This is a genomic window from Leisingera sp. ANG-S5 (genome assembly GCF_000813925.1).
GTDB lineage: Bacteria > Pseudomonadota > Alphaproteobacteria > Rhodobacterales > Rhodobacteraceae > Leisingera.
Genome location: NZ_JWLH01000001.1, coordinates 577,117 through 590,942 on the forward strand (window position 1 = coordinate 577,117; position 13,826 = coordinate 590,942).

The 13,826-nt window shown below is 61.4% G+C and carries 13 protein-coding genes; 10 read left to right on the plus strand and 3 right to left on the minus strand.

The window, feature by feature from the left end; genetic code table 11:
- Positions 1-99: 99 nt before the first annotated feature.
- Together RA25_RS02900 and RA25_RS02905 are read left to right on the plus strand one after the other, a co-directional pair.
- A complete protein-coding gene (locus tag RA25_RS02900) occupies positions 100-429 on the plus strand; it encodes a hypothetical protein (RefSeq protein ID WP_019295535.1) in 330 nt (109 codons plus the stop codon).
- A gap of 116 nt (positions 430-545) precedes the next feature.
- Entirely contained in the window at positions 546-1,040 is a 495-nt protein-coding gene (locus RA25_RS02905; protein WP_039146237.1) for a GNAT family N-acetyltransferase, read from the plus strand.
- Positions 1,041-1,169: 129 nt separating this feature from the next.
- Here RA25_RS02905 and RA25_RS02910 read toward each other — a convergent pair whose 3' ends face one another.
- Positions 1,170-2,423: a cytochrome b/b6 domain-containing protein gene (locus RA25_RS02910; RefSeq protein ID WP_039170005.1), complete on the minus strand. Its 1,254-nt coding sequence runs from the start codon at positions 2,421-2,423 to the stop codon at positions 1,170-1,172.
- Positions 2,424-2,599: 176 nt separating this feature from the next.
- Here RA25_RS02910 and fabD point away from each other — a divergent pair, with 176 nt between their 5' ends.
- The 5 genes from fabD (at position 2,600) to RA25_RS02935 (ending at position 6,578) form a co-directional block, all read left to right on the plus strand.
- A complete protein-coding gene (gene fabD / locus RA25_RS02915; protein WP_019295537.1) occupies positions 2,600-3,532 on the plus strand; it encodes an ACP S-malonyltransferase in 933 nt (310 codons plus the stop codon).
- A gap of 3 nt (positions 3,533-3,535) precedes the next feature.
- Positions 3,536-4,129, plus strand: a complete 594-nt coding sequence (locus RA25_RS02920) for a COG3904 family protein (protein ID WP_052254139.1) — start codon at positions 3,536-3,538, stop codon at positions 4,127-4,129.
- Between the two features lie 21 nt (positions 4,130-4,150).
- On the plus strand, positions 4,151-4,888 hold the full coding sequence (gene fabG, locus RA25_RS02925) for a 3-oxoacyl-ACP reductase FabG (RefSeq protein ID WP_019295539.1): 738 nt from the start codon (positions 4,151-4,153) through the stop codon (positions 4,886-4,888).
- Positions 4,889-5,305: 417 nt separating this feature from the next.
- A complete protein-coding gene (locus tag RA25_RS02930) occupies positions 5,306-5,539 on the plus strand; it encodes an acyl carrier protein (protein ID WP_005982462.1) in 234 nt (77 codons plus the stop codon).
- 295 nt (positions 5,540-5,834) lie between these two features.
- Complete coding sequence (locus RA25_RS02935; protein WP_019295540.1) at positions 5,835-6,578, plus strand: 1-(5-phosphoribosyl)-5-[(5-phosphoribosylamino)methylideneamino]imidazole-4-carboxamide isomerase; 744 nt, start codon at positions 5,835-5,837, stop codon at positions 6,576-6,578.
- A 124-nt stretch (positions 6,579-6,702) separates the two neighbouring features.
- Here RA25_RS02935 and RA25_RS02940 read toward each other — a convergent pair whose 3' ends face one another.
- Together RA25_RS02940 and RA25_RS02945 are read right to left on the minus strand one after the other, a co-directional pair.
- Positions 6,703-7,614 carry a PilZ domain-containing protein gene (locus RA25_RS02940; protein WP_039170007.1) on the minus strand — a complete coding sequence of 304 codons (912 nt, stop codon included), beginning with the start codon at positions 7,612-7,614 and terminating at the stop codon, positions 6,703-6,705.
- Between the two features lie 331 nt (positions 7,615-7,945).
- On the minus strand, positions 7,946-8,818 hold the full coding sequence (locus tag RA25_RS02945; protein ID WP_039170008.1) for a PilZ domain-containing protein: 873 nt from the start codon (positions 8,816-8,818) through the stop codon (positions 7,946-7,948).
- Positions 8,819-9,243: 425 nt separating this feature from the next.
- On the opposite strand from RA25_RS02945, the gene fabF reads away from it, so the two are divergent.
- The 3 genes from fabF to RA25_RS22600 all read left to right on the plus strand — a co-directional run bounded on the left by fabF (position 9,244) and on the right by RA25_RS22600 (position 13,761).
- On the plus strand, positions 9,244-10,509 hold the full coding sequence (gene fabF / locus RA25_RS02950) for a beta-ketoacyl-ACP synthase II (RefSeq protein ID WP_039170011.1): 1,266 nt from the start codon (positions 9,244-9,246) through the stop codon (positions 10,507-10,509).
- Complete coding sequence (mltG, locus tag RA25_RS02955) at positions 10,509-11,663, plus strand: endolytic transglycosylase MltG (protein WP_039170012.1); 1,155 nt, start codon at positions 10,509-10,511, stop codon at positions 11,661-11,663. The genes fabF and mltG overlap by 1 nt, the downstream gene beginning before the upstream one ends.
- Positions 11,664-11,982: 319 nt before the next feature.
- The gene (locus RA25_RS22600) at positions 11,983-13,761 is read left to right on the plus strand and encodes a hypothetical protein (RefSeq protein WP_152612153.1); all 1,779 of its coding nucleotides are present in this window, start codon (positions 11,983-11,985) and stop codon (positions 13,759-13,761) included.
- Positions 13,762-13,826: the final 65 nt, after the last annotated feature.

Genomic DNA, 13,826 nt, shown 5'->3' on the forward strand with positions numbered 1-13,826 from the left:
GAAGACCTCCCCAAACCGTGACCCAAGTTCACTGGCCTTTGCACCGCATCAGGCGCAGACTGTGGGCGGCCTCTCCGGCCACTTCGGAAAGGAGGCACCATGTTCCGCTTCGGCTTTCTCACTTCAGCCTGCGCGGCTTTGGCCCTTGCTGCCAACCTGGCCTTTACAGCACCCGCCGCAGCCCATGATTCCGGCAATGACGCCGCCCGTGCCATCGCCGGGCTGATTGCGCTTGGCATCATCGTCAAGAGCCTGGACAACGACCGCGACCGCCACCGCGGCCGCGTCTATTATCACCAGCCCCGGCAATACCACGGCTATCACGGCGCCCGCCGGCACCACGCCACCCGCAACCGGCACCACTTCCGCCGCCACGGCGGCCACCGGCACCGCTCACGCCACGGCGGCTATTACTACCACCGGCACTAGGCACATGTTTGGTTGTTTTCTGGCGGGCGGTTTCGCCCATTTGGTGTTGCCTGCCGCAGCCGGCATGTGACAGAACCTGATCTGTCAACAAACAAACCGGCTGACAGGAACAGGCAATGGCAGAAAGCAGGACACAAGCAGGCAGGCTCAGCTACCGGCGGTCGCAACGCGGCGACGCGCAGGCGGTCTTTGATATTGTGAGCGCCTCAGTCAGCCGTCTTGCGCCCGATCCTTATCCGCAGGAGGTGGTGGACAGCTGGATGGCAGGCCGGGTGCCCGAGGATTACTGCGTGGATTGTTCCAGTGGTGAAATCTGGATCGCGGAGGCGGACCGGAAACCAGTGGCATTTGCCCATGGTGTTCCGGGAGAGATCAAGCGATTGTTCGTTGCCGCAGGGTACACTGGCCTTGGGGCCGGTGCCGGTCTGATGCAGCTTGCGCTGGATGATGCTCTGACCGCGGGCACCGGCCATGTGCGCATCGAGGCAACTTTGAATGCGGTTCCCTTCTACGGAAAATGGGGCTTCGCCGAAACCGGGCGCAGTGTGTTTTCCGGGCGGGATTCAGCCTTGCCCGGTATTGATGTTGTGATCCTCGAGAAAGTGTTCTGAAAACCCGGCAAACGGGCCGCTGGGCGTTCAGCGCCGCGCGTCAGCGCGGCGCCAGGCCCAAGGCTGCCGGGGGGTGCCGGCATTGCCGGCGCACCCGCCAGGCGCGGGAGAGCGGCCCTGTGCCGCCGGTTATTCGGCGCGCTTGGCGTCCAGCTCCACCGTCACATCAACTGCAAACGCCAGCGAGCTTTCATCGGGCAGGCTTTTGCCAACCCCGAAATCCAGCCGGTTCAGCGTCAGCCCGCCACTCATCTTGGCCGTATCCCCCTCAAGCACCAGATCAAAGGGCAGGGTGGCCGGCACGGTTTCCCCCTTGATGGTCAGGGTGCCTACTGCCTGATAGCCCTCTGCCAGCTTCTCGATCTCCGCAGTGAACTGCGCGGTGGGGAAATTGGCGCTGTCGAAGTAATCCGCGCCCATCGCCTGGCTTGCGACGGAGCCCAGCTCCAGCGAGGGGATTGCAATGGTCACCTCCACGTCGCCCGCCGGGCCGGGGGCGGCAGGCTCCTCGAAATTGATCACCGCGGTCCACTCTCCAAAACTGCCATTGATGACGCTGCCCATCTGAGTGACGGCGATGCCCAGCGTGCCGGATTGCACCGCCCAGCCGCCCGCGCCCTCGGGCGCTGCGGTAACCACCGGGGCAACGGTGCCTTCTGCGCCATGGTCGTGGCTGTGGTCATGGCCGCACAGAATGCCCAGCGCCGCACCGCCGCCCAGCACACCGCCCCAGACCACCACTGCAGCCAGCATCGGTGCCAGGCTGTGCGCCTGCGCAGGCGGCCTGGGCAGGGTGCCGCTGCCCGGCAGCATCCGCCGCAGGGTGGCGTCGCGGTCGATCACATGGTGCTTCAGCGCGCCGGCAATATGCAGCCCCAGCGCCGCCGCCAGCGTCCACACCAGCAGCCAGTGCAAGCCGCCAAAGACCCCCGCAACCGCGTCGGACTTCGGCACAAACGGCAGGCTCTGCCCGAACGGCCACCAGATCGGCGCAAAGCCGGTGGTCGCCGCATGATGGATCCAGCCCGTGAGCGGCACCGCCACCAGCGAGCCGTAAAGCAGCCAGTGCACCACCTCCGCCGCCAGCGCCTCTGCCTTGCGCTCCGGGTGCAGCAGGCCGGGTTTCGGCTGGCTCAGCGCCCACAGGATGCGAAGCAGCGCAGTGAAGAACACCGCCACGCCGATGGTCTTGTGCAGGGAGAACAGGAGCGTTGCCCGCTCGATCACCGCCTGGCTGCCGTCAAACCCGGGGCTCTGGATCTCATGCGCCAGTTCATTGGCGACATAGCCCAGCGGAAAGGCGGAGAAGATCAGGAGGGCAGTCAGCCAGTGAAAGCTTTTGGCGACAGAGCCGTAAGACGAAAATGTATTGGAGCGGGACATAAAGCGCATTTCCTGGTCTGGGTCCGGTTGACCTTAACCTAACCACGCACACCTGGGATGCAACGCACGGGGCTGTCCGTCCATGCACAGGTTTCGTGCGCAATCTGCACCTTTGCTTGTACGTTAGGGAAAGGGCGGGTACATCAGGCAAAACGCTAAAACAGACGAGGTCATCAATGACGATCGCATTTGTGTTCCCCGGGCAGGGCGCCCAGACCATCGGCATGGGCAAGGCGCTGGCTGAGGCCTATCCCGCCGCCAAGGCCATCTTTGACGAGGTGGACAGCGCACTCGGCGAAAGCCTGAGCCAGCTGATCTGGGAGGGCGACATCGAAACCCTGACCCTGACCCAGAACGCCCAGCCCGCCCTGATGGCCACCTCCATGGCCGCGATGCGCGCGCTGGAGGCCGAAGGCGTCACCATTGATAAGGCCGCTTTTGTGGCCGGCCACTCCTTGGGCGAATACTCCGCACTGGCTGCCGCCGGTGCCATTTCGGTTGCCGACACCGCCCGCCTGCTGCGCACCCGCGGCCTCGCAATGCAAAGCGCGGTGCCGGTGGGCGAGGGCGCCATGGCCGCGATCCTGGGCCTCGACCTCGACGCGGTGCGCGCAGTGGCCGAGGAAGCCGCGCAAGGCGAGGTCTGCCAGGCCGCCAACGACAACGACCCCACCCAGGTGGTGGTTTCCGGTGCCAAGGCCGCGGTGGAACGCGCGGCTGAGATTGCCAAGGAAAAGGGTGCCAAACGCGCGGTGATGCTGCCGGTGTCCGCGCCCTTCCATTGCGCCCTGATGCAGCCCGCCGCCGACGCCATGGCGGAGGCGCTCGCAGGCGTTGATATCAAATCCCCCGCAGTTCCGCTGATCGCCAACGTGCGCGCCGATGCTGTCACCAGCCCGGACGAAATCCGCGCATTGCTGGTGGAGCAGGTCACCGGCTCCGTGCGCTGGCGTGAAAGCGTGCAGGCGATGGCCGCCAAGGGCGTGACCGAGTTCTGGGAAATCGGCGCAGGCAAGGCGCTCTCGGGCATGATCCGCAAGATCGACCGCAATCTCGCCTGCCGCCAGGTCGGCACGCCCGAGGACGCCGCGGCCGCCGCCGGGGCCTGATCCATGCAACGCCGCCTCGCGTTTCTGGCATCCAGCCTTACCCTTGCCGCAGCCGTGGCAGTGGCGGGCGGGCTGATGCTCAGCCACGCGCAGGCGGCCAGTTTCAAGCTGCAGGGGCAGGACATTCTGGTCAACGGCACCGTCAACGGCAAGTCGCTGCGCAAGTTCCGCGCCTTCATGGCCAGGAACCCGGATGCGCAGCGGCTGGTGCTGCTGGACATGCCCGGCTCCGACGATGACGAGACCAATCTGAAAATCGGCCACATGGTCCGCGATCTGGGCCTCGGCACCCATGTCACCGCCAGCAGCCGGATCTATTCCGGCGCGGTGGAGCTGTTCCTGGCTGGCACCGAACGCACGATGGAGGCAGGCGCCGTCCTGGGCGTCCACGCCTGGGAAGGTGACAGGACAGCCGACGAATACCCGCGCTGGCACCCGGAACATGCGCCCTATGTGGCCTATACAACCCGGATGCTGGGCAGCGCCGATTTCTACTGGTTCACCGTCCGCGCGGCCCCCGCCAGCTCAATGCACGAAATGACCGAGGCCGAGATAGAGCGCTTCGGTCTCCTGACACAACCGGTCCTGCGGGACTAAGAAGCCAAGAGGGCAAGAAACATGTTTGATCTTACAGGAAAAAATGCGCTGGTCACCGGCGCCTCCGGCGGTATCGGCGGCGACATCGCCCGCGCCCTGCACGCCGCTGGCGCCACCGTGGCGCTGTCCGGCACCCGCGAGGAGCCGCTCAAGGCGCTGGCGGCTGAGCTGGGCGAGCGCGCCCATGTGCTGACCTGCAACCTGTCGGACGCGGAGTCGGTTGAAGCACTGCCGAAACAGGCGGCGGAGGCAATGGGCTCGGTCGACATCCTGGTGAACAACGCAGGCATCACCCGCGACAACCTGTTCATGCGCATGAAGGACGAGGAATGGCAGAGCGTGCTGGATGTGAACCTCACCTCCACCATGCGACTTTGCCGCGGGGTGCTGCGCGGCATGATGAAGGCACGCTGGGGCCGCATCATCAATATCTCTTCCGTGGTGGGTGCCACCGGCAACCCGGGCCAGGGCAACTATGCCGCTTCCAAGGCCGGCATGGTCGGCATGTCCAAATCGCTGGCCTATGAGGTCGCCAACCGCGGCATCACCGTAAACGCGGTTGCACCGGGTTTCATCGCCACCGCCATGACCGACAAGCTGAACGACAACCAGAAAGACGCGATCCTGACCCAGATCCCGGCCGGCCGGATGGGAGATTCGAAGGAAATCGCCTCTGCCGTGCTGTATCTGGCCAGCCAGGAAGCAGGCTATGTCACCGGCACCACCCTGCATGTGAACGGCGGCATGGCGATGATCTGAGCGCCCCGCCGCGCCGCATCATTATTGAACCCCGCAGCCTGTCTGCGGGGTTTTTCCGTCTCTGCAGCCCGGAACAAGAGCCGCAACCGGGGTTGGCCGGAGGCGCCAAATGATTGAAATCCGGTGAAAAAGCAAAAAAGATGCAGTGCAGGTCTTGCAACCACTTGATTACAAGGCCATCTGCACGCTTCATAGCGGCCACAGGCAAACCGCGCTGCCGCTTGATGACCGCGCGAAACCGTTTGCCTTGGCTGCGGTCTATGCTATAGGCGGCCCATATCCGCTGGTATTTCCTAACGGAAACGCCGCACTGTCCCCGTCCCGCGGGGATCACACCGCCCGCTCCGGGCAAAACCACGCCGCCCGGCTAGGGCAGGGCAGAACCGGGCAGAGTGCCCTGTAAAACGAGGAAGAGACATGAGCGACGTCGCAGATCGCGTTAAAAAGATCGTTGTTGAGCACCTGGGTGTTGAAGAAGACAAGGTCACCGAAAACGCCTCCTTCATCGACGATCTGGGCGCAGACAGCCTGGACACCGTGGAACTGGTGATGGCGTTTGAAGAAGAGTTCGGCATCGAGATCCCGGACGACGCAGCCGAAACCATCCAGACCTTCGGCGACGCGGTCAAGTTCATCTCCGAAGCGTCCTAAGCCACGCTTCCGGATGACCGGATTTCACGGCGCTCTCCTGCACGGAGGGCGCCGTTTTCTTTTGCCCGCCTGCCTGCGCCGAATCTGCTGCTGCGGCATTCTGGCCCCTTGTGCCTGCGCCGAATCTGCTGCTGCGGCATTCTGGCCCCTTGTGCCTGTGGCGTTTGTTTGCGCTACCAGCGCGCCCGGAAATCCACGCCGCAATTGTTCTATAAATGGTCAGGATACGGCGTATCGCCGACCTCAATCCGTGTTACTCTGAACCCATGAGGCATGACATGAGGAGACTGGCACTATGATCATCTACCCCACGATGCAAATTCAGAATGGCCGTTGCGTGACGCTCGAAAAAGGCCGCCTGGACGAGCCGCAGATCTGGCACGTGGACCCGGTGGAAACCGCCAAGGGCTTCGCTGCAGCCGGGGCGGAATGGATGCACCTCACCGATTTCAACGCGCTGGAAGGCGACAACAGCAACGAGGAACTGGTCACCGACATCATCCGCGCTGCCGGTATCCCGGTGCAGCTGGGCGGCGGCATGCGCTCGCGCGAGCAGGTCGAGTACTGGATCGACAAGGGCGCAGGGCGTGTCGTGATCGGCACCCTGGCGGCGCGCGATCCGCACCTGGTGCGCGAACTGGCCGAACACCACCCCGACCAGATCGTTCTGGCGGTGGACATCTGGCAGGGCCAGGTGATGACCGATGGCTGGCGCAAGTCTGGCGCTTTCACCCCGGAGGCCTATCTTGAGGCTTTTGCGGGCGCGCCCTTTGCAGGCATCCTCATCACCGATATCGACGCTGATGTTGCCGATACCGAGGCGCAGATGGGGCTGATCTCGCATCTGGCCTCGCTGGTGAAACTGCCGGTGATCGCCAGCGGCGTAGTGCGCAACGCTGATGACATCTCACGGCTGAAGTACATCCACAACATCGCCGGTGCCCAGATCGGCCGGGCCCTGTTCAGCAAGACCATCGCGCTGGAGGATGCGCTGGCCGTGGCCCGCCCGGAACCGGAACCGGTCGCCGAATTCCAGTAAGGCCGGCATCCGGCACGCAAGACCAGGGGCGCCTGCCAGCGGGCGCCCCTTCGTTATGGCCGTAACCGGCTTGGCTGCGGCCAGAGGTGCTGCACGGATGCCAGCCGCGGGTCCCGGGCTGGTCTCAGGCCGGTTTGACCGCGGCTTTCGATGCCAGTTCCGTCGCGGTCTCGGCCTGTTTCGACCAGTTGAGAAGGCTGCGCAGTTCTTCTGCCGCCATCGGCTTCAGGAATTTCACCCCAACATAATCAGCGCTCTGCCAGGTCACCTGGGCCCGGATTTCACCAACACCGGGAAAGACGGCAATGACATCTTTCTTTGGCGGTGGCAGCGGGGTGCCGGGCAGCTGCCAGATCCGGATCTTGGCGCCCATGCGGCTGATGTCGACCAGTTTGGCGCGCAGCATCTGGCTAGGGGTTTTCAAGGAGCAGGGCAGCGAGCAGGGGTAGCGGCGGCGCCTGCGCCGGTGGCGCCGGGCGACCCGCTCCGCCAGAAACATGCCGCCGCCGCCCAGCACCAGTGCGGACAGCGATCCGGCAATGGCCGTCTCCTGTGAAATGCCCCTGATCCGCCCCATCCCGGCCGCTGTGTCCGCGGATCTTTCCTTCTCCGGCGCATAGTCGCAGGGCAGCGGGATGATCCGGGCGGCAAACTCCTCCAGCAGCGCCGATGTGCCAAGCCGCTGCGCGCTGACTTCCGCCTTGGCTTGCCCATGCCGGTTATACACCTGAAGCAGCCCTTTCTGCTGGGTGATCAGCCGCATCGCCAGCGGCTCATACGCGTCCATGCCGGCCCGCCGCATTTGCATCCGCAGTGTGACATCCGGATGATCCTCCAGCCAATGCTCCAGCTGCCGGGCCGCGCGCGGCCCGTTCCCGGTGCGCAGATACTCCAGGAACTGGCGCGCTTCATGCTGGAAAATCACAAGATCGGATTGCAGAACGCAGGTGGGTCTGGACGCCTCAGCCCGCCCTGCGCTGCACCAGACCGCTGCAGGCGCAGCAAGCGCAACCAGGATCAGTGGCCAATGTTTCATGCGGGGCTCGCCTTGCAGATCAAAAAGGTGGTTTCGCGCGGTTTCCGTTCAGTCACTCTACCAAGGAGGGTGCTGGCAGTTATTAACGCAACCGTATACGGGAGTTAATTCGCCGTAAAAGCGCCCGTGGGTGACAGGGTAAGGGGATCGGGAGGAAACAGGATATGCCGCAAATCAGCAGCAGGAGACGCAAACGGAGCACAGGCCGCGCCGCATGCAAAGCATCAGCCGGGCTCTGGGCCCGGCTGCAGGCCGCTGGCCTGAAAAGTGATTCTGGATGAATTGGCCGCTGCGCTGGCAGGATCTCAGGCAGGGCCGCTGCCGGGGGCGTTTACAGCCCCAGCCGCACTTCCTCGCGCATGCCGCCTTCTTCCATCGGGAATTCCTCCAGCAGCCGGTGCAGCTGCATGAAGTTGAATTCCTTGATGAATTGCACACCGACATAATCCGCGGTCTTCCAGCGCACCTGGGCGTCCACCGTATAGCCGCCAAAGTTCAGCTTCACCCGGCCTGAGGCATCGACCTGCGTGTCCGGGTGCACCTTGGCGCCGGCCCGGCTGAGGTCGACCAGGTGGCCCCGCACCGTGCGCCCGCCGGCTTGCAGCACGCAAGGCACGGCACAGGGGTAGCGTTTGGTGCGGCGGATCTTGCGGATGCCGATCCGGTCGAGAAAGTACAAAACGCTGCCGCCCAGCACCAGGAAGGACACCCAGGCAATCGCGGCATTGATGATCTGCTGGCGCTGGCGGGCGTCATTGGCGTTGATCGCCACCAGCTTGCTGCCGAAACCGTCTTCCTTGATCTGATCGCACGGCAGTGCCTCAACCCGGATGCCATAGTCCGACTGCAACGCGAAAACCCCCATGTGGCGGGCGGTTTCCAGCGCCGCCTGGCGGCCCTGGCTGGAGAGGATCTGCAGCAGCACAGTGGATTGCTGCATCAGCTTCAGCGTGCCGGCTTCGACCTGCTGAATGCCGACAGCCCGCATCCGCTGCTTCAGCGGGGCAGGCGGATTCGTACCGATCCAGCTGTTCAATTGCTGCACGTAATAGGCGCCTTCGCCGGTCTCGAGGTAGGACAGGAAGCCCGCCGAAGCCCGGTTCAGCCCAGAGAGATCCTGATGCACAGGACAGGCCGCCTCCGCGCGCAGGGGAAGCAGGGACAGGGTCAGCAGAACCGCAGCAGTCGGAAGCCATTGGCGCATGGCAGTGTAGTCCTCACGTATCTCCGCAGGAGATTTTGGCGCAAAGTTGCAAATTTGAGGTTAACAGGCCCGGATTGCAGCCCGGAAAGTTCCTGTTTCCCTCCCGCCAGATGCTGAAACGGGAATGCCGTCTCAATCCGGGGTCTTGCTGCCGGCAAAGGAAAAAAGCGAAAAAAAGACGGGCTGGAGACAAAATGGCCCAGAGCTCCAGCCCGTTTTGGCATTCGATGAGGACGGATGCCGAGTTTCGCGTTTTGATAAATTCAACCTAAGTGTGAGTCGTTAATCAAACGTTCCCGCAGCGCAAAAACACCGTCACGGCCCATTTTCCGTAACGTCACGGCGGGTGCCAGCCCGCTCTTGCACCCGGTTGCCATTCCAAGCTATTTGAACGGACGGATTGCCGAGGCATAGGAGAGCAAGGAATGCGCCGAGTAGTAGTCACCGGACTGGGCCTGGTCACCCCGCTGGCCAGCGGAGTCGAAGAAACCTGGTCCCGGTTGCTGGATGGACAGTCGGGCGCCGGCCCCATCACCCTGTTTGATGCCGAAGCAAGCGGCGTCACCACCACCTACGCCTGCGAAGTTCCGCGCGGCGACGGCTCTGAGGGCACGTTCAATCCGGATGACTGGGTCATCAAGAAAGAACAGAAGAAGATTGACGACTTCATCCTCTATGGCATCGCTGCCGCCGATATGGCCGTGCGCGACGCTGGCTGGACGCCCGAGGACGAGGAAAGCCGCCTGCGCACCGGCGTGATGATCGGCTCCGGCATCGGCGGGTTGTCGTCGATCGCCGACACCGCGGTGATGATCAAGGAGAAGGGCCCCCGCCGGGTGTCGCCGTTCTTCATCCCCGGCGCGCTGATCAACCTGATTTCCGGCCAGGTCTCGATCCGTTTCGGCTTCAAGGGCCCGAACCACTCCGTCGTGACCGCCTGCTCGACCGGCGCCCACGCCATCGGCGACGCGGCCCGGCTGATCAAATCCGGCGACGCCGACGTGATGATCGCAGGCGGCGCCGAAGCCGCGATCTGCGAGATCGGCATTGCCGGTTTCAACGCCTGCAAGGCGCTGTCGACCAAACGCGCCGATGACCCCAAGGCCGCCTCGCGCCCCTATGACGCCGACCGCGACGGGTTCGTGATGGGCGAGGGCGCTGGCATCGTGGTGCTGGAAGACTACGAGCACGCCAAGGCCCGCGGCGCCAAGATCTATGCCGAGGTGCTGGGCTATGGCCTTTCCGGCGACGCCTACCACATCACCGCGCCCTCCGAGGACGGCGAGGGCGGCGAACGCTCGATGAAGGCCGCTCTGGCCAACGCAGGCCTGGACGCTTCCGCCATCGACTACATCAACGCCCACGGCACCTCGACCATGGCCGACACCATCGAACTGGGCGCGGTTGAGCGGCTGCTGGGCGATCACGCCGCCAATGTCACCATGTCCTCGACCAAATCCGCCACCGGCCACCTGCTGGGTGCCGCCGGCGCGATTGAGGCGATCTTCTCGATCCTGGCGATCCGCGACCAGGTGGCACCGCCGACCATCAACCTCGACAATCCCGCGGTCGAAACCCCGGTCGACCTGGCCCCCAACGCCAAGCGCGAGCGCAAGATCAACGTGGCCCTGTCGAACTCCTTCGGCTTCGGCGGCACCAACGCATCGGTCCTGTTCGGGAAACCTGACTGATGTGGCGCAGCCTCGCCTCTAACATGCTGACTGTCCTGATCGCCGCCCTGTTCCTGCTGGGCGGCCTCATCCTGTGGGGCAAGTCGCAATATACTGCCGAGGGCCCGCTCGACACCGCCATCTGCCTGCGGGTGGAGCGCGGCTCCAACATGGCCCGCGTCAGCCGCGACCTGGAAACCCAGGGCGCCGTCTCCTCCGGCACCATCTTCCGCCTCGGCGCCAAATACAGCGAGAAAACCGGTCAGCTGAAGGCCGGCAGCTTCCTGGTGGAGCCCGGGTCGTCGATGGAGCGCATCGTTGACGAGATCACCCATTCCGGCGCCTCCACCTGCGGCACCGAAATCGTCTACCGCGTCGGCGTGACCCGCACCCAGACCCTGGTGCGCGAACTGGACCCGGCGACCAGCAAGTTCGAGGAAATCGCCGACTTCGTCCTCGGCGAGGATGAGGTCCCGGCCCAGTACACCGAGACCCGCCAGGACGCCGACACCCGCTACCGCATCGCGCTGGCCGAAGGCGTGACCAGCTGGCAGGTGGTCGAGGCGCTGAAGGCCATGGATGTGCTGGACGGCGATCCGGGCGAGCGCCCCGCCGAGGGCCTGCTGGCACCCGACAGCTATGAGGTCACCCCCGGCACAGACCGCGCCGCGGTGCTGGCAGAAATGCAGAAACGCCAAGAGCTGCGCATCAACGCCGCCTGGGAAAGCCGCTCTGCGGATGCGGTGGTGAAAACCCCGGAGGAAATGCTGATCCTCGCCTCGATCATCGAGAAGGAAACCGGCGTCGCCGAGGAACGCGGCCTGGTCGCCTCTGTGTTCACCAACCGCCTCAACCGCGGCATGCGCCTGCAGACCGACCCGACGGTGATCTACGGCGTCACCAAGGGCGAGGGGACCTTGGGCCGCGGCCTGCGCCAGAGCGAGCTGCGCAAACCAACCCCCTGGAACACCTATGTGATCGAGGGCCTGCCGCCCACGCCCATCGCCAACCCCGGCCTTGCCAGCCTCGAGGCCGCGGTGAACCCGGAGACCACCAACTACGTGTTCTTCGTCGCTGACGGCACCGGCGGCCACGCCTTCGCCGAGACGCTGGACGAGCACAACGCCAACGTCGCTAAATGGCGCGAGATCGAGGCCCAGCAGCAAAACAACTGACCGGACGCCGGAATTCTGCGAGAATTCCGGCCCGGAAAACACGCGTTTTCCGAGCCGTTTCCCGCGCCGGGAAACGGTCTGCGGGGCGGGACAGACACAGGGAAGGGCGCCGGTTGGCGCCCTTTTTTGGTGGAAAATAAAATTCCTCATTCTAGGGCAAGTACACTAACTTGGTGGTAATCAATCTTTAGGTTTCCTTTGTCAAATTTGGCATACTGGTGAAGAGCCCTTGTGTGAAACAGTTTGTTGTCTCCAGGTATTTTGGTATCTTATATTTTCAATATCTGCGTGTCGTCGCGTGGTAAGTAGGAGTTGTGAATTGAAGAGGCTGAGGAACGCGTGGCCCGCCGGAAATGAGGCGGCCATGGTTAAAATGTTTGCGGAGTCTATTCTGGAGTTAACGGACAGGTACTCCTTCGAGAGCTATCGACATAAGACATTGTCAATGTGTGCCAAGTCATTGGAACTTAAGACTGCTCTGCAGGATGTGCGGCTAAAGTCTATTTCAAAAAGTGCTCTTGAGCCAATGTTGGAGGAGTTTTCCAGTTCGATAAAGAGCGACCTTGTCGTTGAGAAAATAACACAGGAAAAGGGGGTTCCCCTTTCTGTTTTGTGTGTTTCGGCATCAGACACTTTGGAGAAAATTTCTGCATCCTTGGGGATATTTTCGAAGATTGTTGCACCTTCATATGAAAAATTCGCAATTCGATACCTGTTGGAAATGTGTGGATCAGGTAAGAGAGAGAAGGGGAAAATTCATTCTTGTGCAAGCCTGTACGTATCTCACGTTGTGGGTGAGGGGAGGTCTCGAGAAAACATCCACATAACCGCAAAACGAGTATTTTCCATAAATGACATCAGCGAAGACCCTCTGCAGAGCGCTCGGGAGTTTTTCAGCTCTATGTCAAAAAGAGAAAAAGTCTTTGATATTCTAATTCCTGGCTCTAAAAAGGCATGCGAATATTTGTCTGACACCATCGGCGCTCAAAGCTTTTCAAGCGCAGCTGAATTGCCGGCTCATTTCAAATGGTCTATTCCCGAGGGGATGCGGAATGGTTCTTCTAATTATGTTATTCTGTCAGGCTTTCCCGGGTGGGACCCATTCAGCATGGCGCGTACAGTGAAGTTTTTCTTGAGTCTACTGAACTCATTTTTGTTTGTTTTTCCTGACGGAAATAAACGGCACTATCCAGATAAGGCGTTTGTACATGAGAAGGAAACGGGTGCAGTCTTCAAGGTGCACCTCTCTGACTTTATTAACGAAGGGCGCCCAATTAGAGATAAGGGTGACCATCAAGAGCTTGTTGATAAAATGTTTAAATTCACTTTCTCAAAGAGGGGTGAGCGAAACAGAAGTTTTGAGAGGAAGCTGTCGGGGGCATTGCAAGCCGCTTCCGCTGCGTCAAGAACGTCGGAGAGTGACGCTAGACTTTTATCTATCTGGTCCGCATTCGAAGCGATTTTGCCAGCTCCTATGAAGGATGGGGAAAAGTCCGTTCGAATTACCCATTTTGCGAAGTACATTGCTCCACTTGCGACAACTCAGTACGTGTATGAAATATATAAAAGCTTTTATAATGATCTTGCGAAGAACTACATGGCAGACTTTCATAGTTTTGTTGACAAATTTGGAGAGGGTGAGACAAGGTTTGAGAAGTTTATAAGTATTTTTCATGCGGGTGGTGATGTTAAGAAGGCGTTTACATCCATTTTTAGTGATAGCGAATTGTTGCTGGATAGGGCTGCTCAGCTTGACCAACTTGCGACTAGCCCCTCATTGTTGAGGAAGAAAATGAGAGAACATGAGAGGAGAGTTTCATGGCAATTGCATCGGATATATAGAAGAAGAAACAATATAGTTCACAAGGCAACGTCTAATCTAAGTACACCTTACCTGACAGAGAATGCGTTCAGCTATTTTAAGTCTCTCATTTCTACTCTGGTGATTGCTGGGGAAAGGTTTCAGCTATTTGAAATAAACCCGCTTTTCGATATCTGTATTGCACTCCGCGACGAGCATTTGAGCAAGATTGATGAGTTTTCTGAGGATCAGGCCAAGGATGCTCATTTGGTGGCAATATCCGGAGCTTTAGCGTGAATGGAGTAGGTGTCGAGTGATCAGGTTTATGGTTGTGCCTAATTGTTTTTTGCCTCCCCCGTTGC